The 26805-nt window shown below is 70.5% G+C and carries 21 protein-coding genes, 1 pseudogene and 1 riboswitch; of the genes and pseudogenes, 10 read left to right on the forward strand and 12 right to left on the reverse strand.

What is annotated here, in order from left to right:
• The first annotated feature begins 32 nt into the window (after positions 1-32).
• Complete coding sequence (locus tag ABID77_RS12670) at positions 33-1190, forward strand: anhydro-N-acetylmuramic acid kinase (RefSeq protein ID WP_429596005.1); 1158 nt, start codon at positions 33-35, stop codon at positions 1188-1190.
• Positions 1191-1267: 77 nt separating this feature from the next.
• On the opposite strand, the gene erpA is transcribed toward ABID77_RS12670, so the two are convergent.
• The 4 genes from erpA to ABID77_RS12690 form a co-directional block, all read right to left on the reverse strand.
• Positions 1268-1633 carry an iron-sulfur cluster insertion protein ErpA gene (gene erpA, locus ABID77_RS12675; protein ID WP_429596008.1) on the reverse strand — a complete coding sequence of 122 codons (366 nt, stop codon included), beginning with the start codon at positions 1631-1633 and terminating at the stop codon, positions 1268-1270.
• Positions 1634-1834: 201 nt separating this feature from the next.
• Positions 1835-2227 (reverse strand): 30S ribosomal protein S9, encoded by a 393-nt coding sequence (rpsI, locus tag ABID77_RS12680; RefSeq protein ID WP_429596011.1) that lies wholly within the window; start codon positions 2225-2227, stop codon positions 1835-1837.
• 11 nt (positions 2228-2238) lie between these two features.
• Entirely contained in the window at positions 2239-2670 is a 432-nt protein-coding gene (rplM, locus tag ABID77_RS12685; protein ID WP_429596014.1) for a 50S ribosomal protein L13, read from the reverse strand.
• A 185-nt stretch (positions 2671-2855) separates the two neighbouring features.
• Positions 2856-3920, reverse strand: coding sequence for a porin (locus ABID77_RS12690; RefSeq protein WP_429596017.1), 1065 nt, complete (start codon positions 3918-3920; stop codon positions 2856-2858).
• Between the two features lie 202 nt (positions 3921-4122).
• Here ABID77_RS12690 and ABID77_RS12695 point away from each other — a divergent pair, with 202 nt between their 5' ends.
• Positions 4123-5043 carry a 23S rRNA (adenine(2030)-N(6))-methyltransferase RlmJ gene (locus tag ABID77_RS12695; RefSeq protein WP_429596020.1) on the forward strand — a complete coding sequence of 307 codons (921 nt, stop codon included), beginning with the start codon at positions 4123-4125 and terminating at the stop codon, positions 5041-5043.
• A gap of 31 nt (positions 5044-5074) precedes the next feature.
• Here ABID77_RS12695 and ABID77_RS12700 read toward each other — a convergent pair whose 3' ends face one another.
• The 6 genes from ABID77_RS12700 to ahcY form a co-directional block, all read right to left on the reverse strand.
• On the reverse strand, positions 5075-5404 hold the full coding sequence (locus tag ABID77_RS12700; protein ID WP_429596023.1) for a c-type cytochrome: 330 nt from the start codon (positions 5402-5404) through the stop codon (positions 5075-5077).
• Positions 5401-6687, reverse strand: a complete 1287-nt coding sequence (locus ABID77_RS12705) for a PQQ-dependent sugar dehydrogenase (RefSeq protein WP_429596026.1) — start codon at positions 6685-6687, stop codon at positions 5401-5403. Before ABID77_RS12705 ends, ABID77_RS12700 begins: the two co-directional genes overlap by 4 nt.
• 228 nt (positions 6688-6915) lie before the next feature.
• A complete protein-coding gene (locus ABID77_RS12710) occupies positions 6916-7626 on the reverse strand; it encodes a septal ring lytic transglycosylase RlpA family protein (protein WP_429596029.1) in 711 nt (236 codons plus the stop codon).
• Between the two features lie 118 nt (positions 7627-7744).
• On the reverse strand, positions 7745-8578 hold the full coding sequence (metF, locus tag ABID77_RS12715) for a methylenetetrahydrofolate reductase [NAD(P)H] (protein ID WP_429596031.1): 834 nt from the start codon (positions 8576-8578) through the stop codon (positions 7745-7747).
• A gap of 32 nt (positions 8579-8610) precedes the next feature.
• The gene (locus ABID77_RS12720; RefSeq protein ID WP_429596034.1) at positions 8611-9372 is read right to left on the reverse strand and encodes a TlyA family RNA methyltransferase; all 762 of its coding nucleotides are present in this window, start codon (positions 9370-9372) and stop codon (positions 8611-8613) included.
• A gap of 10 nt (positions 9373-9382) precedes the next feature.
• Positions 9383-10855, reverse strand: coding sequence for an adenosylhomocysteinase (gene ahcY, locus ABID77_RS12725; protein WP_429596037.1), 1473 nt, complete (start codon positions 10853-10855; stop codon positions 9383-9385).
• 99 nt (positions 10856-10954) lie between these two features.
• Positions 10955-11023, reverse strand: a riboswitch (S-adenosyl-L-homocysteine riboswitch).
• Positions 11024-11176: 153 nt separating this feature from the next.
• On the opposite strand from ahcY, the gene ABID77_RS12730 reads away from it, so the two are divergent.
• From ABID77_RS12730 to ABID77_RS12760, 7 genes and pseudogenes are all read left to right on the forward strand, one after another.
• Positions 11177-11950 (forward strand): hypothetical protein, encoded by a 774-nt coding sequence (locus ABID77_RS12730; RefSeq protein ID WP_429596040.1) that lies wholly within the window; start codon positions 11177-11179, stop codon positions 11948-11950.
• Positions 11951-11988: 38 nt separating this feature from the next.
• Complete coding sequence (locus tag ABID77_RS12735) at positions 11989-12432, forward strand: hypothetical protein (RefSeq protein ID WP_429596042.1); 444 nt, start codon at positions 11989-11991, stop codon at positions 12430-12432.
• 131 nt (positions 12433-12563) lie between these two features.
• Positions 12564-14201, forward strand: a complete 1638-nt coding sequence (locus tag ABID77_RS12740; RefSeq protein ID WP_429596045.1) for a peptide chain release factor 3 — start codon at positions 12564-12566, stop codon at positions 14199-14201.
• A gap of 19 nt (positions 14202-14220) precedes the next feature.
• Positions 14221-16062, forward strand: a complete 1842-nt coding sequence (locus tag ABID77_RS12745) for an ArnT family glycosyltransferase (RefSeq protein WP_429596048.1) — start codon at positions 14221-14223, stop codon at positions 16060-16062.
• Positions 16063-16141: 79 nt separating this feature from the next.
• Positions 16142-17218, forward strand: a complete 1077-nt coding sequence (locus tag ABID77_RS12750; RefSeq protein WP_429596051.1) for a glycosyltransferase family 2 protein — start codon at positions 16142-16144, stop codon at positions 17216-17218.
• Positions 17215-17622: pseudogene (locus ABID77_RS12755) on the forward strand (GtrA family protein); the annotation flags it as partial. The gene ABID77_RS12750 and the pseudogene ABID77_RS12755, both read left to right, overlap by 4 nt.
• 93 nt (positions 17623-17715) lie before the next feature.
• A complete protein-coding gene (locus ABID77_RS12760; RefSeq protein ID WP_429596169.1) occupies positions 17716-18531 on the forward strand; it encodes an HAD hydrolase family protein in 816 nt (271 codons plus the stop codon).
• Positions 18532-18538: 7 nt separating this feature from the next.
• Here ABID77_RS12760 and ABID77_RS12765 read toward each other — a convergent pair whose 3' ends face one another.
• Positions 18539-19516: a tripartite tricarboxylate transporter substrate binding protein gene (locus tag ABID77_RS12765; RefSeq protein ID WP_429596054.1), complete on the reverse strand. Its 978-nt coding sequence runs from the start codon at positions 19514-19516 to the stop codon at positions 18539-18541.
• 281 nt (positions 19517-19797) lie between these two features.
• On the opposite strand from ABID77_RS12765, the gene ABID77_RS12770 reads away from it, so the two are divergent.
• Positions 19798-20592, forward strand: a complete 795-nt coding sequence (locus ABID77_RS12770) for a hypothetical protein (protein WP_429596057.1) — start codon at positions 19798-19800, stop codon at positions 20590-20592.
• A 15-nt stretch (positions 20593-20607) separates the two neighbouring features.
• Here ABID77_RS12770 and ABID77_RS12775 read toward each other — a convergent pair whose 3' ends face one another.
• Entirely contained in the window at positions 20608-26649 is a 6042-nt protein-coding gene (locus ABID77_RS12775) for an excinuclease ABC subunit UvrA (RefSeq protein ID WP_429596060.1), read from the reverse strand.
• Positions 26650-26805 lie beyond the last annotated feature (156 nt).

Consider the following 26805-nt stretch of genomic DNA (forward strand, 5'->3'; position numbering starts at 1 on the left):
GACCGCCTCGCGCGTCGATCGACCTCACGCGCATGACCGGCGGCGATCGCTACATCGGACTCATGTCGGGCACCTCGCTCGACGGCATCGACGGCGTGCTGGTCGACTTCGACGCCGACGGCCGCCCCGACGTGCGCCGGCATGCGAGCGCCGAGCTGCCCGCCGCGCTGCGCGCCGAACTGCTGGCACTCAACACGCCCGGCGGCGACGAGATCCACCGTGCCGCGCTGGGCGCCAATGCCTTGGCACGGTGCTATGCCGAGGTCGTCGCGCAGTTGCTGCGTCCGCCGGACGGCACCGGCACGACCCACGCGCACATCGTCGCCGTCGGCGCGCACGGCCAGACGGTGCGCCACCGGCCCGGCGAGTTCGACGGCATCGGCTACACGCTGCAGCTCAACAATCCCGCCCTGCTCGCCGAACTGACCGGCATCGACGTGATCGCCGATTTCCGCACCCGCGACGTCGCGGCGGGCGGCCAGGGCGCGCCGCTGGTGCCGGCGTTCCACCGCGCCGTCTTCGGACGCGCCGATGCCACGGTGGCGGTGCTGAACATCGGCGGCATCTCCAACCTGAGCGTGTTGCCACCTTCCATCGTCGACGCCGGGGCGGGAGCCGATCCAGTCGGCCTCGTGCTCGGCTTCGACTGCGGTCCCGGCAACGCGCTGATGGACCATTGGTGCCAACGCCACACCGGCGAGCCCTTCGACCGCTCGGGCCGTTGGGCCGCCAGCGGCGAGGTCCTGCCCGACCTGCTCGCCGATCTGCTGTCGGACCCCTACTTCATCAAGGCGCCGCCCAAGAGCACGGGGCGCGACCTGTTCCACCCGGACTGGCTCGCCGCGCGGCTCCAGGGCCGGACGGTGGCGCCGGCCGACGTTCAGGCGACCCTGACGGAACTCAGCGCCGCCGCCTGCGCCGACGACGTGCGGCGCCATGCCGGTGCCGCGCGCGAACTCGTCGTCTGCGGCGGCGGCGCCTTCAACGACAATCTGATGGCACGCTTGTCAGCCCGGCTGCCGGGTGTCGACGTGATCTCCTCGGCAGTGCGCGGACTACCGCCGCAGCAGGTCGAGGCCGCGGCCTTCGCCTGGCTGGCGCGCGCCACGGTGCGACGCGAGAACGGCAACCTGGCCAGCGTCACCGGGGCGCGAGGCGGTCGGGTGCTGGGCGCCCTGTACCCGGCCTGAACGCCCAAGAAAAAACCGCCCGGAGGCGGTTTCGATGGAGCGGCGCCCGCGTCGATGGGACGCGAACCGCATGCGCTTCAGGCCGAGAAGCTCGATCCGCAGCCGCAGGTGCTGGTCGCGTTCGGGTTCTTGATCACGAACTGGGCACCCTGCAGGTCTTCCTTGTAGTCGATCTCGGCGCCCACGAGATACTGGTAGCTCATGGCGTCGATCAGCAACGAGACGCCGTTCTTGCTCATGATGGTGTCGTCCTCGTTCGTGATCTCGTCGAACGTGAAGCCGTACTGGAACCCCGAGCAGCCGCCACCCTGGACGAACACCCGCAGCTTGAGGTCCGGGTTGCCTTCCTCGGCGATCAGGTCGGCCACCTTGGCGGCCGCGCTGTCGGTGAACAGGATCGGCTCGGGCATCTGGGTCTGGATATCTTCTGCAAGTGCGCTCATGGGATGGAACTCCGGTGGGGGGTGCGTCGACGCATCGAGAGTTCGACGCAAGGAGAAATGCTATCGCAATCGGCCGATTGCAAGGCCGAGGCACGAATTTGCCGCTGATCGCAGTGCGGGCTCTCGCGACCGGATGCCAGGAACGACCGTCCAAAGAAAAACCGCCCGAAGGCGGCCTTTCGTGCAACCGGCGAATGCCGATCAGCGCTTGGAGAACTGCTTGCGGCGACGTGCCGAATGCAGACCGACCTTCTTGCGCTCGACCTCGCGCGCATCGCGCGTCACGAAACCGGCCTGGCTCAGCACCGGCTTGAGCGTCGCGTCGTAGTCGATCAGCGCACGGGTGATGCCGTGGCGCGCCGCGCCGGCCTGGCCGGACTCGCCGCCGCCGTTCACGTTGATCATGATGTCGAAGGCTTCGACGTTGTTCGTCAGAAACAGCGGCTGCTTCGCGATCATGATGGAGGTCTCGCGGCCGAAATAGGCCTGGATGTCCTTGCCATTGACCGTGATCTTGCCGGTGCCCTTTTTCAGAAACACGCGGGCGACGCTGGATTTGCGACGGCCGGTGCCATTGTTCCATTCACCAATCATCTCAAGGCTCCTTACAGTTCCAGCGCTTTGGGCTGTTGGGCGGTATGCGGGTGCTCTGCGCCACCGTAGACCTTGAGTTTCTTGATCATGGCGTAACCGAGCGGACCCTTGGGCAGCATGCCCTTGACGGCCTTTTCCAGGGCGCGGCCCGGGTGCTTGGCTTGCATGTCGCGGAAGTTCGTCGCGGTGATGCCGCCCGGGTAACCCGAGTGACGGTAGTACACCTTGTCGATCGGCTTGGCGCCGGTCACGCGGAGTTGCGATGCGTTGATGATGACGATGAAGTCACCGGTGTCGACGTGAGGCGTGTAAATGGCCTTGTGTTTGCCGCGCAAACGGAGAGCAACTTCGCTGGCTACTCGTCCGAGGACCTTGTCGGTCGCGTCAATCACAAACCACTCGTGCGTCACGTCAGCGGGCTTGGCGCTGAACGTTTTGGTCATGAGTTTTCTCTGTTGGAGAGGAGGTTTGCGGGGCCCTTTTCCACGGTCGGCGTTCCTCTGACGGGAATCTCTTAGGTGGGTTTCAAGCTTCGCCGCGGGGCCGCTCGAGCGCTGCGAAGCCTTCGATTCTATGCCGCTGGCGTCTTCGCGGCAACAAAGACCCCGGAATTCGGCCCTTGCGGCACTCAGAAGCGGTGGCGCATGCCCACGCCCACGCTGTTGCCGCTGTTGCGGTCGGTCACGCGGTCGCGCATCGCGATGGCGTAGAGGTCGGTGCGCTTGGACAGGAAATAGTCGTAGCCGATGCTGCCGGTCGTGCGCGTGCCTTCGAAGGTGCCCTCGACCTTGGTGCGCGCCACGGCGCCGATGAGGCTGCCCAGGCCGATCGGCACGCTCACGCCCGCCGACGCGGTCTTGGCGTCGTAGTTGGCGACCTCGGTCTTGGCGCCGCCGTAGGTCAGGAAGAAGCGGGCGAAGTTGGCGTTGTAGCTGCCGCCGACCATCCAGTCCTTCTTGGTCTCCGGCACGGCGACGTTGTTGATCGTCGTGGTCAGCAGACCCGTGACGGGATTGTTGACCTGGTCGCGCTCGTAGAAGGCCACGGCGGTCCAAGGGCCGCTGATGTAGAGCACGTTCATGCCGACGTTGTGCTTGCCCTTGTTGCCGGTGTCGCTGCTCTGTTCGCCGAACTGATACTGGACCGTCGCGGCGAGGCCGTTGTAGTTCGGCGTGGTGTAGGCGATCTGGTTGCCCCAGCCGGTGTCCGACGGCGTCGTGCGGAAGCCCCAGGCGGCCGTATTGACGTTGGCGTGCAGCACCAGGGGCGAGTAGGCGAAGGAGTCGCCGAACGGGTTGGCGAAGATCGTCGGCAGGAAGTTGGGAGCGGTACCGCGACCGAGGCGCACCGAGCCGAAACCGCCCGTCAGGCCGACATTGGCATCGCGCGAGAACGACGTGTCGCCGTTGAAACGGCCGTAGACGCCGCTGTCGGCGCGGATGAAGGACGTCAGCGCATAGGTGGCCTTCAGACCGCCGCCCAGGTCCTCGGTGCCCCGAAAGCCGATCCACGACGTGGTCAGGCCGCCCGAGCCGACTTCGGTGACCCGGCCCGGCGCCCCCGCCATGCGGGTCGAGGCGACATAGACGTCCACGAGTCCGGAGATGGCCACGCTGGATTGCGCATGGACCGGAGCGGCCATGCCGATCAGGGTTGCAGCGGAAGCGAGGACGCTCAGGCGGGAAGAATTCATGACGGGATTCCGTTGGAAGTTGAAAGTATCTGGAAGCAAATGTAATCGGCGCGGTGGTCGCACCCACTCTTTCCGCGAAGCAAGCGTTGTGCCAATGCCAATGTAGGCGCAGGACGCGAGTCGACGGGGCGACCCGGACGACGTGACGACGCAGGAACCGCCGGCAACCGGAACACCGGGGGCTGGCAGTTACCATCGCCGCATGTTCAGTTATCGCCACGCGTTCCATGCCGGCAACCACGCCGACGTGCTCAAGCACACGGTGCTGATCGCCACCCTCGACCACCTGCTCGAGAAGGAAGCCCCGCTCACCGTCGTCGACACGCACGCGGGCGCCGGCCTCTACCGGCTCGACGGCGACTACGCCGACACGAGCGGCGAGGCGGCCCAGGGCGTGATCCGGCTGGTCGGCGCGCCGGCCTCCTCGGTCGCCGCCGGCGCGGCACCGGTCGCCACGCCCCCTGCCGACGCCCTCGCGCGCTATCTGGAGGTGATCGCCGACTTCAATCCCAAGGGCGGTGCGCGCATCTATCCCGGCTCGCCCTTCATCGTGCAGCACCTGCTGCGCGACCAGGACAAGCTCAAGCTGTTCGAACTGCATCCGACCGATTCGCGCACGCTGTCGGCCAACATCGCCCAGCTCGAAGCGGGCCGCAAGATCGCCGTGCTGATGGAAGACGGCTTCGGCAGCGCGACGAAATTCCTGCCGCCGCCGTCGCGCCGCGCGCTGGTGCTGTGCGATCCGAGCTACGAGATCAAGAGCGACTACGCACGCGTGCTCGACTTCGCCGCCGAGGCGCTCAAGCGCTTCGCCACCGGCACCTACGCGGTCTGGTATCCGATCATCCCGCGCCCCGAGGCGCACGACCTGCCACGCCGCCTGAAGACAATGGCGACCAAGGCCGGCAAGTCCTGGCTGCACGCGACGCTCACGGTCAAGTCGAGCAAGCTCGTGACGACGCCGACCGGCGAGACGCGCCGCCCCGGCCTGCCGGCGAGCGGCATGTTCCTGATCAACCCGCCGCACACGCTCAAGGCCAAGCTCGCCGCCGCCCTGCCACAGATGGTCGAGCGCCTCGCCCAGGACCGCAACGCGACCTTCTCGCTCGACGCGGGCGGCTGAGCGGGCGGTCCAGGCCGAGGCCAGGCGTCGTCTACGGCGCCTGGACCTGCACCTGGATCGACGCGAACCAGGCCGCCAGGTCGTCGATGTCGGCGTCCTTCAACGGCTTGGCCATCATCGACATCACCTCGTGCTTGCGCGCGCCGCTGCGGTAGGCCTTGAGCTGCTCCACCAGGTACATCGCCGGCTGCCCGGCGATGTTGGGCGCGTCGGGCATCGTGGCCTTGCCCAGCGGGCCGTGGCAGGCGGCGCAGGCCGCCGCCTTGGTCTTGCCGGCGGCGGCGCTGGCGGCCAGCGCCGCCGGTGCGGTCGTCGTCGCGGCCGCCAGGGCGACCGCCCATGCGATGAGCTGCCGGTTCATGGCGCCTGGTAGGTGATGCGGTAGATGGCGCCGACGTAGTCGTCGGAGACGAAGAGCGAGCCGTCCTTGCCGACCGCCACGTCCACCGGACGGCCGCGGTAGGTGCCGGTGGCGTCGTCGAGCCAGCCCTCGGCGAAGACCTCGTTCTTGTCGGCCGTGCCGTCGGGCTTGAGCGAGGTGTAGAGCAGGCGCGCGCCGATCGGCTTGGTGCGGTTCCAGGAGCCGTGCTGGGCCGAGAAGAAGCCGCCCTGGTACTTGGCCGGGAACTGCTTGCCCGTGTAGAACGCCATGCCCAGGTCGGCCGCGTGCGCGACCGTCGTGACCTGCGGGTCCACCGCGCCGGCGGGGATCGGGTCCTTGTCGTAGCCGTGCTCGGTGATGCGGGTCTTGGCCACGATGTAGGGGTAGCCGAAGAACTGGCCCGCTTTGGTGGCGCGGTTGATCTCGCCGAGCGGGATGTCGTCGCCCATGCCGTCGGTCTGGTTGTCGGTGAACCAGAGGCTGCCGTCCTTGGGGTTGAAATCCATGCCCACGCTGTTGCGGATGCCGGTGGCGAAGACCTCGCGGCCGGTGCCGTCCTGGTTCATGCGCACGATGCCGCCGATGCCGGTCTTGGTGTAGAGCGCGAGCTTCTCGCGCGGCTGCACGTTGAAGGGCTGGCCCAGCGTGATGTAGAGCTTGTTGTCCGGGCCGATGCGGCAGGTGCGGCCGCTGTGGTTGAAGGACTCCTCCTCCGGCGGGATCAGCTGGCCCTGCGGCACCACCTCGGCCACCGCCACGTCGGGCGTGTCGTAGAAGAACTCGGCGCCCGGGAAGGAGTAGACGTGGTTGCTCTCGACCACGATCAGGAAGCCGTCCCGGGTCCAGCACACCGCGTTGGGGTTGCGGAAATTGAGCGAAGGCGCGAACTGCTTGACCTCGGTGGCCATGTCGCCGCCGTTGCGGTTGGTCACGGCCCAGACGTTGGTCTTGCGGGTGCCGACGAACATCATGTTGGCCGCCGGCGCCACGGCGATGGAGCGTGCGTCCGGCACCACGGCGTAGAGGTCGATCTTGAAGCCCGGCGGGAGCTTGATGGCCTTCAGGTTGGCGCGCAGCTGGTCGGCGTTCTTGCCGGTCTGCGCGACCGTCGGGATGTTGGGGTCGGTGCCCGACACCTTCATCTGCTTGAGCTTGTCGATGTTCTGCGCCACGGCGGGCAGGGCGGTCGCCATCGCGGCCGCGAGGGCGACGACGGTGAGGGTGAGGCGCGCGGGGCGGCGCGCTCGCGATGGTGCGGACATCTCTGGTCTCCTGTTGTTCGTGCGATGTGGGCGGACACACCGGCCGGTCGTGTGGCCGGCCGATCGACTGTGCTGCGCCACCCCATCGGCTTCGATCGGGACTTGCCCTATGAACATCGGGCCTGGTGTAACGGCCTGTTTCCTCCGGGACGTCGATGCGCTCGCACCGGCCGGTGCCCCGGCGGCGGATCAGCGCGTGCGCCGGCGTGCTCGCGCGACCTCGCGTCCTCAGCGATGGCCGCGCTTGCGGCCCACGCGACGCGGGGCGGCAGGCTCGGACGCCGCCCTTTCGTCGCCGCCGCCCAGGGCCGTCAGCGCGGCGCGGTCGACCGGCGCCCCGCCACAGCGCGTGCCGGCGTTCTCCTTGCCGATCACGGTGATCGCCACCTGCTTGATGCCCAGGCCGACCATGTCGATCGCCTCGGCCGCCGCGCGGCTCAGGTCGATGACGCGGCCGGGTCCGAAGGGCCCGCGGTCGTTGACGCGCACCAGCACCTCGCGCCCGTTGGTGAGGCTGCGCACGCACACGGCCGTGCCGAAGGGCAGCGTGCGGTGCGCGGCGGTGAAGGCCGACATGTCGAAGCGCTCGCCGTTGGCCGTGCGGCGCTGATGGAACTGGATGCCGTACCAGGAGGCGCCGCCGCGCTGGAAGAACTCCCCGGACGACCGGTCGCCGGGGACGCCGTCGTCCACCCCGGCGAACGGGTCGTCGTTGCCGCTGGAGGAGAGGTCGTAGCTCACCGTCGCGACGGAGGAACGCGGCGGCGCGCCCGAGGGCACGCTGATGTCGCGCGCCAGCGGGCGCAGGCCGGTGCCCGACGAGGGCGCCGTCGCGGGCGCGGAGGCCGTCGTCGCGGCTTCCGGCGTGGCGGCGGGGTCGGGCGTCGCGCTGCAGCCGTCGAGCAGCAGCAGGGCCGCGACCGAACAGGCGACGGACACCGCGCAGGCGACTCGGCGCCCGGGTCGGCCGCGCCGGACCTCCGCGCTCATCGTCCGGACTCCAGGCCCTGCGCGACCGTGCGGCCCGGTCCGGGACGCCCTGCCCTCACCCTCATGCCTAGTCGCTCCAGCCGAGCCGATCGAGCACGGCCAGCGGCGCGGCGGCCTGGTTCATCGTGTAGAAGTGCAGCGAGGGCGCACCGCCGTCGCGCAGGCGCTCGCACAGCGCGGCCACGACGTCCAGGCCGAAGGACTTGATCGACTCGACGTCGTCGCCGAAGCCGTTGAGCCGCAGCCGGATCCAGCGCGGGATCTCGGCGCCGCAGGCGTCGGAGAAGCGCATCAGCTGGGTCGAGCTGGTGATGGGCATCACGCCCGGCACGATGGGGATGTCGACGCCCAGGCGGCGAACGTCGTCGACGAAACGGAAGTACGCCTCGGCGCCGAAGAAGTACTGCGTGATCGCCGAGTCGGCGCCGGCGCGCGCCTTGGTCGCGAAGGCCTGCAGGTCGGCCTCGGGCGAACGCGCCTGCGGGTGGATCTCGGGATAGCAGGCGACCTCGATGTGAAAGTCGCGACCGGTTTCCGCGCGGATGAATTCGACCAGGTCGCTCGCGTACTGGAACTCGCCGCCGATGCCGTAGCCGCTGGGCAGGTCGCCGCGCAACGCCACCAGGCGCCGCACGCCCATCGCGCGCAGTTCGGCCAGCTGCGCGCGCACCGTGGCGCGCGTGGCGCCGATGCACGAGAAGTGGCTGGCCGCGGGGACGCCCTCCTCGATGATCTCGCGCACGGCGGCGAAGGTGCCCGCGTGCGTCGAGCCGCCGGCACCGTAGGTCACCGAGCAGAACTCGGGATTCAACGCATAGAGTTGCTGGCGCACGGCGCGCAGCTTGACCGCGCCTTCGGGCGTCTTGGTCGGGAAGAATTCGAAGCTCAGGGGAAGGCGCATGCGCGGCTCCTGGATGAGGAAACGCCGTCGCCCTAGAGGACGCGAACGGCGTGGAGGAAGAATTCGCGGTTGCCGTCGCCGCCGGCGATCGGGCTGTCGAGCCAGCGCGCCACGCGCAGGCCGAGCGCCGCGCAGGCCTCGCGCAGGCGCGCCTCGACCACCGCGTAGAGCGCGGCGTCGCGCACGATGCCGCCCTTGCCGACCTGGCCGGGCTGCAGCTCGAACTGCGGCTTGACCAGCAGCAGCAGGTCGCCGCCGGGCGCGAGGAAGGGCACGACGGCCGGCAGCACCAGCGTCAGCGAGATGAACGACAGGTCGCCCACCACGAGGTCGAAGTCGGCGCGCTCGTCCTCGGGCAGGTCGGCGACGGTCAGCGCGCGCGCGTTGACGCGCTCGACGGCCGTGACGCGCTCGTCCTCGCGGATGCGCGCGTGCAGCTGGCCGTGACCGACGTCGACGCCCGTGACGTGGGCCGCGCCGTGCTGCAGCAGGCAGTCGGTGAAGCCACCGGTCGACTGGCCGACGTCGAGGCAATGCCGCCCGCGCGGGTCGATGCCCGTGGCCGCCAAGGCGCCTTCGAGCTTCAGCCCGCCGCGCGAGACGAAGCGCGACTCGGCCGCGTCGGCCAGGTCGAGCTCCGCCGTCTCCGGGATGTCGTCGCGGTTCTTGCCGACGTCGCGCCAGGCGTCGGCGCTGCCCGCGTCGCGCCAGCGCAGCCCGCCGGCGATGAGCCGCACCGCCTGCGACCGCGACGCGGCCATGCCGCGCTCCACCAGCAATTGATCGGCACGCATGGCGCGGCGATCAATAGCGGTAGGTGTCCGCCTTGTACGGACCCGCCTTGTCGACGCCGATGTAGGCGGCCTGGGCGTCGCTGAGCTCGGTCAGCATGGCGCCGACCTTCTTCAGGTGCAGGCGCGCGACCTTCTCGTCGAGGTGCTTGGGCAGCACGTAGACCTTGCCGGACTCGTAGGCGTCGGGCTTGGTGAACAGCTCGATCTGGGCGATGGTCTGGTTGGCGAAGGACGAGGACATCACGAAGCTCGGGTGGCCCGTGCCGCAGCCCAGGTTCACCAGGCGGCCCTTGGCCAGCAGGATGATGCGCTTGCCGTCGGGGAACTTGACGTGGTCGACCTGCGGCTTGATCTCCTCCCACTCGTACTGCTCGATCGACGCGATGTCGATCTCGTTGTCGAAGTGGCCGATGTTGCAGACGATGGCCTGGTCCTTCATGGCCACCATGTGCTCGTGGCGGATGACGTCGCGGTTGCCGGTGGTGGTGACGAAGATGTCGGCCTTGTCGGCGGCGTACTCCATGGTCACGACCTTGTAGCCTTCCATGGCGGCCTGCAGGGCGTTGATGGGGTCGATCTCGGTGACCCACACCTGCGCCGACAGGGCGCGCAGGGCCTGCGCCGAACCCTTGCCCACGTCGCCGTAGCCGGCCACGACGGCCACCTTGCCGGCGATCATGACGTCGGTCGCGCGCTTGATGCCGTCGACCAGCGACTCGCGGCAGCCGTAGAGGTTGTCGAACTTGCTCTTGGTGACCGAGTCGTTGACGTTGATGGCGCGGAACTTCAGCAGGCCCTTGGCCGACATGTCGTTCAGGCGGTGCACGCCGGTGGTCGTCTCCTCGGTCACGCCGATGATCTCGGCCGACTTGCGGCTGTACCAAGTCGGGTCCTCGGCCAGCTTGCGGCGGATGGCGGCGTAGAGGATGCGCTCCTCCTCGCTCGAATGCGTGTCGATCAGCGACAGGTCCTGCTCGGCGCGCTGGCCCAGGTGCATCAGCAGCGTGGCGTCGCCGCCGTCGTCCAGGATCATGTTGGGGCCTTCGCCCTTGGCGCCCTTGGGGCCGAAGTCGAAGATGCGGTGGGTGTAGTCCCAGTAGTCCTCCAGCGACTCGCCCTTGATGGCGAACACCGGCGTACCGGCCGCGGCGATGGCGGCGGCGGCGTGGTCCTGCGTCGAGAAGATGTTGCACGAGGCCCAGCGCACGTCGGCGCCGAGCGCCTGCAGCGTCTCGATGAGCACCGCCGTCTGGATGGTCATGTGCAGCGAGCCGGTGATGCGCGCGCCCTTGAGCGGCTGGGCGGCGGCGTACTCGGCGCGGATGGCCATCAGGCCGGGCATCTCGGTCTCGGCGATGCGGATCTCCTTGCGGCCCCAGGCGGCGAGGGTGATGTCGGTGATGGCCTGGTCGGCGGCCGAGGCGGGCTTGGCGGCGGGCAGCAGGGGGGAGACGGAGGACGGGGATTCGAGGACGGCGCTCATGAGGAAAGGGACTCCAAGGCTGATTGCGGATGCCGCTGGATCGGGGGGACGTCGATGCCGGCAGGGTGCCTGGCAGGGACGGGACTCACCGCGATGGACAGCGGATGAGCGTGGTTGCGATGTGTTCCGAGCCTCACGCCTGACGGCGCTGCAACGCTCCTCGGAGCCGGGATTTTAGCCCGACACCGGTTTCGCCCTGCTTCGGGCCGGCCCGAATCCCTGCACGCCCGGGGGACGCGTCCTGCCTACAGTCGCGGCCGACGCGCGTTCCGGAGCCACCCGGCGACCGGCGCGGTCCACCTTCTTCGACCGAGGCCTTCCATGACACGCACCCAGACCGCCGCCCTCCTCCGACCGCTTCCGACGCTGTCGCGCTTCCTCCGCACCCCCCGCTCCTGCGCCACGGCGATCGCCGTGGCGGGCCTCGCGGGCGCCCTGGCCCTGCCCCAGGCGGCCTGGAGCCAGCCCGCCCCGCCGGCGCCCCCCATGGGCATGGCGCCACCGGCGCCGATGGGCGCGGCGCCGGCGCCGGCGCGCGCCGCGCCCGCGACGCCCACCGTGCGCATCCGGGGCACGGTCGTCTACGCCGACGCCGCCCAGCTGATCGTCAAGGACCGCGGCGGCGAGGTCGTGACCCTGGCGCGGGTGCCCGACCTGCCCGTCTCCGAGGTCTATGCGATCAAGCTGGCCGACATCACCAAGGGCAGCTACGTCGGCACCGCCGCCATGCCGCAACCCGACGGCACGCAGCGCGCCCTCGAGGTGCTGGTGTTCCCGCCCGAGGCGCGTGGCACCGGCGAAGGCCACTTCCCCTGGGACCTGGAACCGAAGAGCACCATGACCAACGCCACCGTCGCCGACCTGGCGGCGGCGCCGGCGTCGGTGCGCGGCGGCCAGCAGCTGCGCCTGGCCTACAAGGGCGGCGAGAAGACCGTGATCGTGCCGCGCGACGTGCCGGTCGTGACCTTCCGCCCGGCCACCGACGCGCTGCTGGTGCCCGGCGCGCGGGTGCTGGTCAACGCGCAGGAGCGCAACGGCACGCCGACGGCGGTGCGCGTGCTGGCCGGTCGCAACGGCTTCGCGCCGCCGATGTGAGGACCGGCGAGGGACATGGGGCGCGAGAATCGCGTCCCATGTCCCTGTCCGACCAGCTCCAGATCGCCGCCCCGAATCCCGACGGGTCCATCACGCCGCCGCCCAGCGCGGACGACCTGCGCCAGGCGCTGGAGGCGCGCAACGAGGAACTCGTGGAGAAGCTCGGCGGGCTCCAGGAGATCCTGGCCAAGCCGCTCGATCAGATCCTGGCCGAGCGCGACCGCTTCAAGGACGCCGCGGCGGCCTGGGACTCTTTCGGCGCGATGTGGATGCTGTCGCAGCGCGCGATGAAGCGCGTCGCGCTGGACCTCGCCGCGCAGCAGGGCGTGAGCGAGGAGGAAGTGGTCGCGCGCGCGCTCGATCTCGCCAACGAGGTGCTCAACGGCGACGGCGTCGACTTGGGCGGCGCCATCGCCGAGCCGCAGATGGCGCACATCGCGCGTCACCGGCCGTTCCTGCGGAAGCAGTTCAGGCGAACCTGAGTCACCCAGGGGCGGGCCGGCGACGAAACCTGCCCTGAGGGACAATGTCGTCCCTTCCCGGCCCTCCGCCCGCCGCACCCGCCGGCCTCCCGGCGGTCGCGCACCTCGCACGTCCCATTGAGTCCGCCCCGATGTCGAACGACAAATTCCTCGAAGAAACCCAGCGCCGCCGCACCTTCGCGATCATCTCCCACCCCGACGCCGGCAAGACCACGCTGACCGAGAAGCTGCTGCTGTTCTCGGGCGCGATCCAGATCGCCGGCTCGGTCAAGGCGCGCAAGGCGACGCGCCACGCCACGTCCGACTGGATGGAGATCGAGAAGCAGCGCGGCATCTCGGTGGCGTCGTCGGTGATGCAGATGCTCTACCGCGAGCACGTCATCAACCTGCTCGACACGCCCGGCCACAAGGACTTCTCGGAGGACACCTACCGCGTGCTGACGGCCGTCGACTCGGCCCTGATGGTGATCGACGCGGCCAACGGCGTGGAGGCGCAGACGCGACGCCTGATCGAGGTCTGCCGCCAGCGCGACACGCCCATCATCACCTTCGTCAACAAGATGGACCGCGAGGTGCGCGAGCCGCTGGACATCCTCGACGAGATCGAGCGCGAGCTGGGCATGCCCTGCGTGCCGATGACCTGGCCGGTCGGCCAGGGCAAGAGCTTCGGCGGCATCATGAACCTGCGCACGCAGACCATGACCGTGTTCGACTCCGGCAAGGAGCGCCTGCCGCAGGAGTTCGAGACGATCCGCCTCGACGACCGCGACGAACTCATCAAGCGCTTCGGCGCCGAGTTCGAGAACGCCGAGCAGAGCATGGAGCTCGCCGCCGGCGCCTCGCCGGCCTGGGACCGCGCGGCCTTCCTCGCCGGCAGGCAGACGCCGGTGTTCTTCGGCTCGGGCGTGAACAACTTCGGCGTCATGGAGGTGCTCGACGCGCTGGTCGACCTCGCGCCCTCGCCGCAGTCGCGCACCAGCACCGTGCTGGTCAACCGCCAGCCGGTGGTCAAGGAGATCCAGCCGGCGGACAAGGACTTCGCCGGCGTCGTCTTCAAGGTGCAGGCCAACATGGACCCGGCGCACCGCGACCGCATCGCCTTCGTGCGCATGGCCTCGGGCCGCTACACGCCGGGCATGAAGCTCAAGGTGCAGCGCACGGCCAAGGAACTGCGCCCGACCAGCGTCGTGACCTTCATGAGCCAGCGCCGCGAGGCGGTGGAGGAGGCCTTCGCCGGCGACATCGTCGGCTTCACCACGCACGGCGGCGTGCAGCTGGGCGACACCATCACCGACGGCGCCAACCTGATGTTCACCGGCCTGCCCTTCTTCGCGCCGGAACTCTTCATGACCGTGATCCTGAAGAACCCGCTGCGCACCAAGCAGCTCCAGCAGGGCCTGGCGCAGCTCGGCGAGGAAGGCGCGATCCAGGTGTTCCGCCCCGAGATCGGCGGGCCGATGCTGCTGGGCGCCGTCGGCCAGCTGCAGTTCGAGGTGGTGCAGCACCGCCTGAAGGGCGAGTACGACTGCGACGTGCGGCTCGAGGGCTGCCAGTACACCGGCGCGCGCTGGATCACCGCCGACACGCCGGCCGAGCTGCGCGAGTTCGTCAACGCCTACCCGGCGCGCATGGCGCTGGACGCGGCCAACACCCTGGCCTACCTCTGCACCTCGCCCTACGACGTGCGGCTGGCGCAGGAGCGCTTCCCGAAGATCCATTTCCATCCGCTGCGCGAACACGCCGGCCTGTCGCTGCAGAACGCGGGCTGACGCGCGGGAGCCGCCGCCCGTGCCGTCGTCGAATCCGCTGGCCTTCGCGCTCGCCCAGTACGCGTTGCTGGGCGTCTGGCTGTTCGGCTGCTGGGGCATCGGCCGGTTGCTGCTGCCGGGCAATCGCGCCGCGGCGTCCGCGTCGATGCCGGGGGCGGACGACCCGATCGGATCGCTCGCCCATCCGATCGCCATCACGCTGGGGATCGGCGTCTGGGTCTGCGCGCTGCAGGGCCTGGGCATCGCCGGCGAACTGACGAGGGCGCCGGTGCTAGGGCTGGCGGCGGCGGGCCTCGGCCTGGGTGCCTGGGCGATGCTGAAACGTCGGCGCGATCGCCCGACGACGGCACCGGGTGCGCCGCGACATTCCCTGCGTGGCGCCCGGGCTTCCCGCACCACCGCCGAGCGCTGGACCCTCGTCGCCGTCGCGCTGCTGGCCCTGCCCACCCTGCTCGCGCCGCTGTCCCCGCCGATGGCCTGGGACGAGCTGGCCTACCACCTGCCGCACGCGCGCGAGTGGGCGCGCACCGGCCGGCTGGTGGTCAGCGACTGGCTGCGCTATCCCTGGTTCCCCTACAACCTCGACCTGCTCTTCGCCGTGCCGCTGCTCTGGGGCGAGGACGTGCTGCCGCATCTCCTGCACGCCGCGACCGGCTGGCTCGCCGCGGCGCTGATCTACGGGCTCGGCGTGCGCCACCTGCGGGACCGCGTGGTAGCCGGCGTCGCTGCCGCCCTCTGGCTGCTGCTGTCCAAGGGCCAGTACGACCGCGCCTATGTCGACATGGGCGCGACGCTGTTCGTGACGGTCGGCTTCGTCGCACTGCACGCCTGGCACGTCGACGCGGCCCGCGACCGGCGCTGGCTGCTCGTCGCCGCCTTCTGCCTGGGCATCGCGGCGGGCGCCAAGTACCAGGTGCTGGCGCTGCTGCCCTTCTTCGCGATCGTGCTGGCATTGCGCGACCGCCGGCCCACGACCTGGCTGCCGGTCACCGGCGCGCTCCTGCTGCCCTGCGTCTACTGGTACGCGCGCAACACCGTCCTCACCGGCGACCCCTTCAACCCGCTGGGCGGCAAATGGTTCGGCTTCACCGACTGGAACCTGGCCGACTACCAGGGCCAGCTCGCCGACCTGCGCGACAAGGCCGGCTGGCCCGATTGGCTGCTCTGGCCGGCGCTGGCCGTGCCCTTCATGCCGACGTTGCGCCGGCAACCGGCCGTGCGCGGCGCGCTGTGGGCGAGCGCCTGGATGCTGGCCGTGTGGGTCGCGAGTTCGCGCTATCCGCGCTATCTGATGACCGCCTTCCCGCTGCTCGCGCTGCTCGCCGCCGTCGGCTGGGTGCGGGGCGTGCGCGGGCTGCGCGAGCGCGTCGCGCTCCTGCGCACGCCGCGCGCCGCGCGGGTGGCCGGTGCGCTGCTGATGGCGTGCGTCGGCGTGGCGAGCCTGGCCTGGAGCGTGCGCCACGCGCAGCGCGTGGTGCCGGCGCCGGCGGCGCGCGAGGCGCTGCTGCGCGAGCGCGTCAACGCCTACGGCCTGTGGGCCTGGCTGCGCGACCACGCGGCCAAGGCCGGCGTCCGGCGCGTCTACCAGCTGGGCTTCGAGGAATCGCTCTACTACGTCCCGACGGCGCTGCTGCCGGTCCGGGGCGACACCTTCGGCCCCTGGCGCTACGGCGACGTCGTCGCGCTGCCGACGCGCGAGATGCACCGCAAGCTGGCGACACAGGGCTTCGACACGCTGGTGCTCAACGCCGAGCGCTGGCCGGACCTGCCGCTGCGGGCCGACTTCGAGCGCTTCTTCGTCCCGCTGCACACGGACGGCACGGCGCGGCTCTACCGCCTGGCGCCGACGCCCCCTCCCTGAGCGGCCCGCCGCCGACCTGCACCGCACCGCCTTTCGCCCTTCCCCGACCCCGTACCCGCCCTTCGACGACCGCCCGCCCATGACGCCCCTCCCCCGCCCGGCCCTCGCACCGCCGTCCGTCCCGCGCGACCCGCGCATCGCCGTCGTCATCCCTTGCTTCAACGAAGAAGGCGCCATCGCGCAAGTCATCGCCGACTGCCGCGCCGCGCTGCCCGGCGCCGCGATCCACGTGTTCGACAACCGCTCCACCGACGGCACCGCCGCCGTCGCGCGCGCGCACGGCGCCCGCGTCGCGCACGTGGCCCTGCGCGGCAAGGGCAACGTGGTGCGTCGCATGTTCGCCGACGTCGAGGCCGACCTCTACGTCATGGTCGACGGCGACGCGACCTACGACGTCGGCCGGGCGGCCGAAATGGTCGACCTGCTGCTCGACGACGGGCTGGACATGGTGGTGGGCACGCGTTTCGACGACGGCCGCAACCCGCAGACCTACCGCCCCGGCCACCGCCTGGGCAACCGGTTGCTGACCTCGAGCGTCGGCCTGCTCTTCGGCGGCCATTTCAGCGACATGCTCTCGGGCTACCGCGTGTTCTCGCGCCGCTACGCCAAGTCCTTCCCGGCGGCGGCGCGCGGCTTCGAGACCGAGACCGAACTGACCGTGCACGCCCTGGAACTGCGCATGCCCTGCGGCGAGCTGCCCGTGCCCTACCTGGCGCGGCCCGAGGGCACGCAGAGCAAGCTGTCGACCTTCCGCGACGGCGGCCGCATCCTGCGCACCATCCTGCGGCTGTTCATCAGCGAGCGTCCGCTGGCCTTCTTCACCGCGCTGGCGGCGCTGTGCGCCCTGGCGTCGATCGGCCTGGCCGTGCCGCTGGCCGTCGAGTACTGGCGGACCGGCCTGGTGCCCCGGCTGCCGACGGCGGTGCTGGCCACGGGCACGATGCTGGCGGGCATGCTGGCGCAGGTCTGCGGCGCGGTGCTGCACACCGTGACGCTCGGCCGGCAGGAGGCCAAGCGGCTGGTGTACCTGTCGATCCCGGCGACGCTGCGCGCGGCGGCCGGGCTGTCGGACGCGGAGGGGACGGGAGACTCGACAGTCGTGGCCGACGCGTCGGTCGACGCCGACCCCGCGAGCGCGGCGGGACGCGCCGCATGAAGGCGACGCCGATCTCCCTGGTGCACAGGCTGCTGAAGGGTCGGTTCCTGCGCTTCGCCCTCGTCGGCGTCGTCGGCCTGGCGGTCGACCTGGCCGTGCTGCACGTGCTCGCGCCGCTGCTGGGCTGGTACGCCGGACGCGTGGTGTCGTTCCTGGCCGCCGCCTCGGCGACGTGGTGGCTGAACCGGCGCTTCACCTTCGCCGAGCGCTCGCGGACGCACGCGACGGTGCGCTCGGTGGGCCGCGAGTACCTGCGCTACATCGCCTCGATGCTGGGCGGCGCCGCGATCAACTACGGCATCTACGCGCTGACGCTGCGCGGCGTCGACGCCGCGTTCGCGCCCGCGTTGGGCGTGGCGCTGGGCAGCCTGGGCGGCATGTTCGCGAACTTCGCGGCGGCGCGGTACCTGGTCTTCGGCGCGGACGGCGACGGCGCGGCGCAGGCCCGGTCGCCGGACCGGGTCGATCCCGGCGTCGCACCGGCGTCGGGCCCGCGCATGCGTCCGCTCGCGACCTGGCCCGCGGCCGAGCGTGCCGCGCTCGCGGGCGTCTTCACCGACATCGACGACACCCTCACCACCGACGGCGCCATCACGCCCGACGCCCTGCGCGCCCTGGCCGAGCTGCGCGCCGCCGGGCTGAAGGTGGTCGCCGTCACCGGCCGGCCGGTGGGCTGGAGCCTTCCTTTCATCGCGACCTGGCCGGTGGACGCCATCGTGGCGGAGAACGGCGCCGTGGCCCTGCTGCCGCCACCGCCCTGGCGGCCCGGCGACAGCCTGCACCCGGTGCCGCCCCGGCGCTACTTCCTGAACGACGCCACGCGGCGCGCCGCGAACTTCGCGCGCATGCAGCGCGTGCTCGAACGCATCGAGCGCGAGATCCCCGGCGCCCGCCGCGCCACCGATTCGGCCGGCCGCGAGACCGACATCGCCATCGACCACGGCGAGTTCGCGCGGCTCGACGAGGCCACCATCGACGCCGTCGTCGCGCTCATGCGCGCCGAGGGCCTGCACGCCACCGTCAGCAGCATCCACGTCAACGGCTGGCTGGGCGACAACGACAAGCTCGCCGGCGCCCGCTGGATCGTGCGGGAACTGTGGGACCGTCCGCTCGACGAGGAGATGGACCGCTGGGCCTATGTCGGCGACTCGACCAACGACCAGGTCATGTTCGGCGCTTTCGCCCACAGCATCGGCGTGGCCAACGTGGCGCGCTTCGTGCCGAAGCTGGCGCACCTGCCGCGCTACGTGGCGCGGGGCGAGCGCGGGGCGGGGTTCGCGGAGGTGGCGCGGGCGGTGCTGGGGGTGCGGTGAATCCGCTTCACTGCGGCTTCGCCAACCCCAGTTTGTCGATCACCGCCTTCTCCTTGGCCATCGTGTCCTGCGCGAACTGCGTGTACTGCGCCGTGCTCTTGTAGTCGGGCAGCATGTCGTAGCGGTTTAGGGCGGCGACGTAGCTGGGATCCTCCATGGCCTGCTTGAAGGCGTCGTGCAGCTTCTTGACCACCTCCGGCGGCGTGCCCTTGGGCGCGCCGATGCCGAAGGGCGAGTTCTGCACGATGTCGTAGCCCAGCTCCTTGAGCGTGGGCGCGTCGGGGAACTTGGCCAGGCGCGTGGCGCCCCAGGTGTTGAGCACGCGCAGCTTGCCGGCCTCGACCTGCGGCGCGAAGCCGGTGCTGTCGGCCGCGGCCATCAGCTGGCCGCTGACGGTGGCGAGCATCAGGTCGGCGCTGCCCTTGTAGGGCACGTGCTGCAGCTGGATGCCGGCGCGCTGGGCCAGGGTCTCCATGGTGAGGTGGGGGCTGGTCAGGTTGCCGGTGGAGCCGTAGGTCAGCTTGCCGGGGTTGGCCTTGGCGTAGGCGACGAAGTCGGCCCAGGTCTTGAACGGGCTGTCGGCCGGCACCACCAGGCCGAAGGCGTAGCCGGTGACGTTGATGACGTAGCTGATGTCCTTGATCGGGTCCCAGTTGAGCTTGGTGGTGTAGCCCAGGCGGAACACGCCCAGCGGGATCTGCGCGACGGTGTAGCCGTCGGGCGCCGAGGTCTGCAGCGACTGCGCGGGCAGCGTGCCGCCGGCGCCGGGCTTGTTGTCGACGATGACGGGCTGGCCGAGGATCTTGCTGGCGTTGTCGGCGAGCTGGCGCATCGTGATGTCGGTCGGCCCGCCGGCCGGGAAGGCGATGACGAGCTTGACCGGCTTGGCGGGAAAGCCCTGCGCCTGCGCGGCGACGAAGGGGACGGCGGCCGCCACGGCGGTCAGGCAGACAGCGGCGGCGCGGACGATGGAACGGCGAAACATGGAAGCGGGCTCCTGGAGGCACATGGATCGCGCCATTAGAGACTTCCCTGAGGCGCCGGCCCATCGGGTTTCACCCGCGAGACGGGTCGCATGGGCGACTCGCGTCGCGGATGAGATGCAGACACCGACATGGCCCAACGTAGCCTGAAACCGATCTTGGCGGCCTATGAAGCGCAACAGCGCATGAAGAAAGAGTCGTTTTCGCTCTTTATTTGTCGATCTCGATCTGCAACCTGTAGGCTCTTCCTAGACTCCCGCCGCGATCGATTCAGTACAGGGTCATGGATGACCCGCCGATCGCGCTACAAACAAGGGAGTTCTTCATGAGAAAGTTTTTGCTTTGGCCCGGTGCGGCCTTGCTGGTGGCCACACTGGCGGCATGTGGTGGCGGCGGCGACGATGGTGGAGGAGGTGGCTCCGCAGCGACATCGGCGCTCGCAACACCCCAGGCAGCGGTCCCTGTGGCCCAGATCACCGATTTCGATCTGGCTGGCGCCTATGCCAGTTATCTGGCCGGATCGGCTCACTACACCGTGAGCGGGCGTGCGACCAGCCTGGGTGAAGTGATCGATTTCCAGGGCTCGCTGGACATGGGCTCGCCCGTGGCGAGCAACTTCAATGGCAAGCCGACACTGCGCAAGACCATCTCCACCACGCTGACCGGTACCGATCGACGGGGCAAGTCGCAAACCCAAAGCTCCAGTGCCGACCGTCATTACGACAGCAATTACCAGCACATTGCGACCACCGCGTCCGGAACGGCAGGCGATGTGGAGGTCGTGACGATGGCCGTGCTGCCCACCAAGGTGCAACCCGGCGCAAGCGGCGAGTGGGCCCACAGCACCCTCTACAGCAACGCCACGTTGACCCGGGCGCTCGGCACCGTGACGACGCGCTACACGGTACAACGTGAAAGCGACACCACCGCTGTACTGACCGTCATCGGCACGACGACGATCGTCGGCGCTCGCATCGAGGTGACAGATCGGTATCGCCTGCAAGCGGACCGCTCGATGCGCCAGATCTCGCAGCACATCGATACCGGCAGCATCGTCTCGAACCTGGACTATCGCTGAGCCCGTCGACGCGGCTCAATTCCGAGCCAGCACCGGCGCCAGCGCCACGCCGGTGTGCGTGCCCAGGCGCACCACCTCCTCCGGTGGCGCCGCCGCGACGATGCGGCCGCCGGCGTTGCCGCCTTCCGGGCCCAGGTCGATCAGCCAGTCGGCCTCGGCGATGACGTCGAGGTCGTGCTCGATCACCACCACGCTGTGGCCGCCATTGACCAGCCGGTGCAGCACGTGGATCAGCTTCTCGACGTCGGCCATGTGCAGGCCGACGGTCGGCTCGTCGAGCACGTAGAGCGTGTGCGGCGGCTTCTGGCCGCGGCGCGTGACGTCGTCGCGCACCTTGCTCAGTTCGGTCACCAGCTTGATGCGCTGCGCCTCGCCGCCCGAGAGCGTGGGCGACGGCTGGCCGAGCGTGAGGTAGCCCAGGCCGACGTCCACCAGCAGCTGCAGCGGATGCGCGATGTTGGGCATGCTGGCGAAGAAGCCGACCGCCTCGTCGACCTCCAGCTGCAGCACGTCGCCGATGCTCTTGCCGCGCCAGGTGACGGCCAGGGTCTCGGGGTTGAAGCGGGCGCCGTGGCAGACCTCGCAGGGCACCTTCACGTCGGGCAGGAAGCTCATCTCGATGGTGCGCACGCCCGCGCCGTCGCAGCCCGGGCAGCGGCCCTCGCCGGTGTTGAAGCTGAAGCGCGCTGGCGTGTAGCCCCGCGCCTTGGCCTCCAGCGTGTCGGCGAACAGCTTGCGGATGGTGTCCCAGAAGCCGATGTAGGTCGCCGGGCAGCTGCGCGGCGTCTTGCCGATCGGCGTCTGGTCGACCTCCAGCACGCGGTCGACGCTCTCGTAGCCCTCGACCGTGTCGCAGCCCGTCCACGCCGGGCGCTTGCCGGCGGCATCGGCGTCGCGGCCGGCCTTGGTCATGCGCTGGACGACGATCGCCTGCACGTTGGCCAGCAGCACGTCGCGCGCCAGGGTCGACTTGCCCGAGCCGCTGACGCCGGTGATGGCGACCAGGCGATGCAGCGGCAGGGTCGTGGTGACGTCCTGCAGGTTGTGCAGGTCGGCGCCGCGCACGGTCAGCCAGGTGTTGGCAACTTCTCCCTCCCCCGGGAGGGGAGGGAGCAAGACCGCACGGCGCGCCTGCAACGGATGCCGGATGGCGTCGCGCAGGTAGCGGCCGGTCTGCGAGTCGGCGGCGGCCTCGATGTCGGCGACGGCGCCCTCGGCGACCAGCCGGCCGCCGCGCTTGCCGGCGCTCGGGCCGATGTCGATGATGTGGTCGGCGCGGCGGATGGTGTCCTCGTCGTGCTCCACCACCACCAGCGTGTTGCCCTTCTCGCCGAGCTTGTGCAGCGCGTCGAGCAGGATGCGGTTGTCGCGCGCGTGCAGGCCGATGGTCGGCTCGTCGAGCACGTAGCACACGCCCTGCAGGTTGCTGCCGAGCTGCGCCGCCAGCCGGATGCGCTGGGCCTCGCCGCCCGAGAGGGTCGGCGCGCCGCGGTCGAGCGTCAGGTAGCCCAGGCCGACCTCCTCCAGGAACTCGAGCCGGCTCCGGATCTCCGGCACCAGGTCGCGCGCGATCTCGGCGTCGCGGCCGGTGAGCGCCAGGCGCTCGAACCACTTGCGGATGTCGGTGACGCTCAGGCGGGCGATGTCGGTGATGGCGATGCCCGGACCCTCACCCCCGCCCTCTCCCGCAGGCGGGAGAGGGAGCAAGCCCCCTTCGAACAGCACCGCGCGCGCCACGGCGTTGAGCCGCGTGCCCTGGCAGGTCGGGCAGACGACGTCGCCGACGTCCTCGGCCTCGGGTTCGGCGAAGGTCTGCTCGCGGCCCTTCTGGTCGTCGGCCAGCACGGAGTCGTCGAAGACCTGGCGCTGGTCGCGGGTGAGCTTGACGCCGGTGCCCACGCAGTCGGGGCACCAGCCGTGCTTGCTGTTGTAGCTGAACAGGCGCGGGTCGAGCTCGGCGTAGCTGGTGCTGCAGACCGGGCAGGCGCGCAGGGTGGAGAACACCTGCGTGCGGCCGATGCCGGCGGTCGGGGCGCCGCTGGTCAGCGCCTCCTGCAGGCCGTCGAGCTCGCTCATGACGTGCACCACGCCCTTGCCGTGCTCCAGCGCGCGGGCCAGGGCCTCGCGCAGCGCCGCCTCGTTGGCGGCGGAGACGTCCAGGCTGGCCACCGGCAGCTCGATGCTGTGCTCCTTGAAGCGGTCCAGGCGCGGGAACGGCGTGATCGGCAGGAAGCCGCCGTCGACCCGCAGGTGCGTGTAGCCGCGCGGACGCGCCCAGTCGGCCAGCTCGGTGTAGACGCCCTTGCGGTTGCTCACCAGCGGCGCCAGCAGGCCGATGTGCTGGCCGTGGAAGCGGCGCATGAGCTGCGCGACGATGCTGTCGGGCGTCTGCGGCTGCACGGCCGCGCCGTCGTGGATGCAGTGCTGCGTGCCGAGCTTGACGTAGAGCAGGCGCAGGAAGTGCCAGACCTCGGTGGTGGTGCCCACCGTGCTCTTGCGCCCGCCGCGCGACAGGCGCTGCTCGATCGCCACCGTCGGCGGGATGCCGTAGACGGCGTCGACCTCGGGCCGCCCGGCCGGCTGCACGATGCTGCGCGCGTAGGCGTTGAGCGATTCGAGGTAGCGCCGCTGGCCCTCGTTGAACAGGATGTCGAAGGCCAGCGTCGACTTGCCCGAGCCGCTCACGCCGGTGACGACGCTGAACTTGCCGCGCGGGATGTCGACCGAGAGGTTCTTGAGGTTGTGCTCGCGGGCGTTGACGATCTGGATGCTGTTCGACGGCGACGGCGACGTCGAGCGCGCCTCGGCGCAGGCTGCACGCGGCTCGGCCGCCACGAAGCGCGACGGCCCGATCGCCAGCTCGTAGTCCCGCAGCGCCTCGCCCGTGAGCGAATCGGCGCGCTCGCGCACCTGCTCCGGCGTGCCGACCGCCACGACCTGGCCGCCGCCGTCGCCGCCCTCGGGGCCGAGGTCGATCAGCCAGTCGCTGGCGCGGATGACGTCGAGGTTGTGCTCGATCACGACCAGCGAATGGCCGGCGTCGAGCAGCTTGCGCAATGCGCGCATGAGGCGCGCGATGTCGTCGAAATGCAGTCCGGTGGTGGGCTCGTCGAACAGGAACAGCGTGCCCTTGCGCGCCAGCGCCTGCCGGCTGGCCGAGGCGTTCTTGACCGACTCGGCCAGGAAGCCCGCCAGCTTCAGGCGCTGCGCCTCGCCGCCCGAGAGCGTGGGCACCGGCTGGCCGAGCTTCACGTAGTCCAGGCCGACGTCGACGATGGGCTGCAGCACGCGCAGCACCTCGCGGTCGCCGGCGAAGGCGAAGGCGGCCTCGGCCACGGTGAGGTCGAGCACGTCGGCGACGTTCATCGCCACCGGACGCACGGTGCCGGCCGCGACGGGCGCGCCGTCGGCCTGGGTGGCGCCGGCGCGCGCGGGCAGCGGGCGCTCGATGGTCACCTCCAGGATCTCCGGCCGGTAGCGCTTGCCGTCGCAGTCGGGGCAGCGCAGGTAGACGTCGGAGAGGAACTGCATCTCGACGTGCTCGAAGCCCGAGCCGCCGCAGGTCGGGCAGCGCCCGTCGCCGCTGTTGAAGCTGAACTTGCTGGCCGTGTAGCCGCGCTGGCGCGACAGGGGCGCGGTGGCGAAGATCTCGCGCACGGCGTCCCAGGCGCCGACGTAGCTCGCCGGGTTGGAGCGCGCGGTCTTGCCGATGGGCGACTGGTCGACGAAGACCACGTCGCCGAGCTGCTCGGCGCCCAGCAGGCGGTCGTGCGCGCCGGGCGTCTCGGTGGCCTTGCCGAAGTGGCGCATCAGCGCCGGCGCGAGCACGTCCTGCACCAGCGTCGACTTGCCCGAGCCGCTGACCCCGGTGACCACCACCAGGCGCTGCAGCGGGAACTCGACCGAGACGTCGCGCAGGTTGTGCTCGCGCGCGCCCTCGAGGATCAGGCGCGCGGTGTGGTCGGTCACGGCGCGCTTGAAGCCCATGCCGATCTGGCGGCGTCCGCCGAGGTAGTCGCCGGTGAGCGTGGCGGCGTCGCGCAGGGCGTCGGTGGTGCCGTCGAACACGATCTGCCCGCCGCGGATGCCGGGACCGGGCCCCATGTCGATCACGCGGTCGGCCGCCAGCATGACGGCCGGGTCGTGCTCGACCACCACCAGCGTGTTGCCGGCGTCGCGCAGGCGCAGCATGGCCTCGGTGATGCGGTTCATGTCGCGCGGGTGCAGGCCGATGCTGGGCTCGTCGAGCACGAACAGCGTGTTGACCAGCGAGGTGCCCAGCGCGGTCGTCAGGTTGATGCGCTGCACCTCGCCGCCCGAGAGCGTGCGGCTCTGGCGGTCCAGCGTGAGGTAGCCGATGCCGACGTCGTGCAAGTAGCGCAGGCGGGTGGTGATCTCCTCGAACAGGAGCTTGAGGGCCTGGGCGTCGCCGGAGGAGGTGCCGGGGGTCGGGAGACCCTCACCCCGGCCCTCTCCCGCGGGCGGGAGAGGGAGTGAAGTCATGGCGTCGTCGGATGGGGCGGCGGAAGCGCGCAACCCTTCATCGACGGGCGGAGGAAGGACGTGCGGCGTCTCGGTCCGGCTCCCTCTCCCGCTCGCGGGAGAGGGTTGGGGTGAGGGAGACTGCAGGTCGAAGAACTTCCGCAGCCGCTCGATCGGCAGCAGCATCAGGTCGTGCAGGCACAGGCCCGGCAGGGCTTCCAGCTGGGCGCGCGACCACTGCACGCCCGCCGGCATGAAGCGCTTCTCCGGCGCCAGCACGGCGTCGGCCTCGGCCTTGCCGCCGATGCGCCACAGCAGGCTCTCCAGCTTCAGCCGCGCGCCCGCGCAGACCGGGCACGGCGTGTAGCTGCGGTACTTCGACAGCAGCACGCGGATGTGCATCTTGTAGGCCTTGCTCTCCAGGTACTCGAAGAAGCGCTTGACGCCGAACCACTGCTGGTTCCACTTGCCGTTCCAGTTCGGCGAGCCGTCGATGACCCAGTCCTTGTGCGCCTGCGAGAGCTTGTTCCAGGGCGTGTCGCGCGGGACGCCGGCCGCCTCGGCGTGGCGCATGAGGTCGTCCTGCGCCTCCTTCCAGGCCGGCGTCTGGATCGTCTTGATGGCGCCCGCGCGCAATGTCAGTCGCTCGTCCGGGATCACCAGCCCGTAGTCGACGCCGATCACGCGCCCGAAGCCGCGACAGGTCTCGCACGCGCCCACGGCCGAGTTGAACGAGAACATCGACGGGATCGGGTCGGTGTAGCGGATGTCGCTCTCGGGGCAGTGCAGGCCGGTGGAGAAGCGCCAGATCTCTGGCTCGGCCGCCGCTGCCGTGCCGCCGTCTCCCGCCGCCTCCGGCGCCGTGGTGGGCAGGACGTAGACCATCAGCCGGCCGGTGCCGCGCTTGAGGCCCGTCTCGATCGCCTCCAGCACGCGCACGCGCTCGGCGCCGCCGATGCGGAAGCGGTCGGCCACCACGTCGAGCACCTTGCGCGCGCCGGTCGGCGTGGCGACCTCGCGCTCGGCCTGCACGCGCGTGAAGCCGCTGGCCGACAGCCACTGCGCGACCTCGTCGGCCGAGGTCGCGGCCGGCAGCTCGACCGGGAAGGTCACGACCAGGCGCGGATCGCCCGCCGCCGCGGCGCGCTCGGCCAGGGTGGCGTAGATGCTGTCGGGCGAATCGTGGCGCACCGGCAGCGCGGTCTCGCGGTCGAACAGGTTGGCCGCCCGCGCGAACAGCAGCTTCAGGTGGTCGTTGAGCTCGGTCATCGTGCCGACCGTCGAGCGCGAGGAACGCACCGGGTTGGTCTGGTCGATGGCGATGGCCGGGGGCACGCCCTCCACGCGGTCGACCGCCGGCTTGTCCATGCGATCGAGGAACTGCCGCGCGTAGGCCGAGAAGGTCTCGACGTAGCGGCGCTGGCCTTCGGCATACAGGGTGTCGAAGACCAGGCTCGATTTGCCCGAGCCGCTCGGCCCGGTGACCACCGTCATCTCGCCGGTGCGGATGTCGATGTCGAGGTTCTGGAGGTTGTGCTGGCGGGCGCCGCGGATGCGGATGGAGCCTTGTGTCATGCGTGCCTTGGGGGGTGGGGCAAACATTCTAGGAAGGGGTTCCCACGCCCGCGCCGCAGGGCGACATGCCGCACGCGGGAGAGGGTTTTCCCCACACGGCCGGGCACGGACGCCCCGTCGCGGCCCCGGATCGCACGGCCGTCTCCCGGTTCGCGA

This window comes from Variovorax sp. PvP013 (assembly GCF_050435945.1).
GTDB lineage: Bacteria > Pseudomonadota > Gammaproteobacteria > Burkholderiales > Burkholderiaceae_C > Variovorax.

Excerpts from the sequence above, each read along its gene's own strand:
- ABID77_RS12740 (WP_429596045.1), top strand. The coding sequence starts at position 12,564 with ATGTCGAACGACAAATTCCTCGAAGAAACCCAGCGCCGCCGCACCTTC.
- ABID77_RS12770 (WP_429596057.1), top strand. The coding sequence starts at position 19,798 with ATGGATGACCCGCCGATCGCGCTACAAACAAGGGAGTTCTTCATGAGA.
- ABID77_RS12705 (WP_429596026.1), bottom strand. The coding sequence starts at position 6,687 with ATGTCCGCACCATCGCGAGCGCGCCGCCCCGCGCGCCTCACCCTCACC.
- ABID77_RS12670 (WP_429596005.1), top strand. The coding sequence starts at position 33 with ATGACCGGCGGCGATCGCTACATCGGACTCATGTCGGGCACCTCGCTC.
- ABID77_RS12700 (WP_429596023.1), bottom strand. The coding sequence starts at position 5,404 with ATGAACCGGCAGCTCATCGCATGGGCGGTCGCCCTGGCGGCCGCGACG.
- rpsI (WP_429596011.1), bottom strand. The coding sequence starts at position 2,227 with ATGATTGGTGAATGGAACAATGGCACCGGCCGTCGCAAATCCAGCGTC.
- ABID77_RS12730 (WP_429596040.1), top strand. The coding sequence starts at position 11,177 with ATGACACGCACCCAGACCGCCGCCCTCCTCCGACCGCTTCCGACGCTG.
- ABID77_RS12760 (WP_429596169.1), top strand. The coding sequence starts at position 17,716 with ATGCGTCCGCTCGCGACCTGGCCCGCGGCCGAGCGTGCCGCGCTCGCG.
- ahcY (WP_429596037.1), bottom strand. The coding sequence starts at position 10,855 with ATGAGCGCCGTCCTCGAATCCCCGTCCTCCGTCTCCCCCCTGCTGCCC.
- ABID77_RS12720 (WP_429596034.1), bottom strand. The coding sequence starts at position 9,372 with ATGCGTGCCGATCAATTGCTGGTGGAGCGCGGCATGGCCGCGTCGCGG.
- ABID77_RS12735 (WP_429596042.1), top strand. The coding sequence starts at position 11,989 with ATGTCCCTGTCCGACCAGCTCCAGATCGCCGCCCCGAATCCCGACGGG.
- metF (WP_429596031.1), bottom strand. The coding sequence starts at position 8,578 with ATGCGCCTTCCCCTGAGCTTCGAATTCTTCCCGACCAAGACGCCCGAA.
- ABID77_RS12765 (WP_429596054.1), bottom strand. The coding sequence starts at position 19,516 with ATGTTTCGCCGTTCCATCGTCCGCGCCGCCGCTGTCTGCCTGACCGCC.
- ABID77_RS12695 (WP_429596020.1), top strand. The coding sequence starts at position 4,123 with ATGTTCAGTTATCGCCACGCGTTCCATGCCGGCAACCACGCCGACGTG.
- ABID77_RS12750 (WP_429596051.1), top strand. The coding sequence starts at position 16,142 with ATGACGCCCCTCCCCCGCCCGGCCCTCGCACCGCCGTCCGTCCCGCGC.
- rplM (WP_429596014.1), bottom strand. The coding sequence starts at position 2,670 with ATGACCAAAACGTTCAGCGCCAAGCCCGCTGACGTGACGCACGAGTGG.
- ABID77_RS12775 (WP_429596060.1), bottom strand. The coding sequence starts at position 26,649 with ATGACACAAGGCTCCATCCGCATCCGCGGCGCCCGCCAGCACAACCTC.
- ABID77_RS12690 (WP_429596017.1), bottom strand. The coding sequence starts at position 3,920 with ATGAATTCTTCCCGCCTGAGCGTCCTCGCTTCCGCTGCAACCCTGATC.
- erpA (WP_429596008.1), bottom strand. The coding sequence starts at position 1,633 with ATGAGCGCACTTGCAGAAGATATCCAGACCCAGATGCCCGAGCCGATC.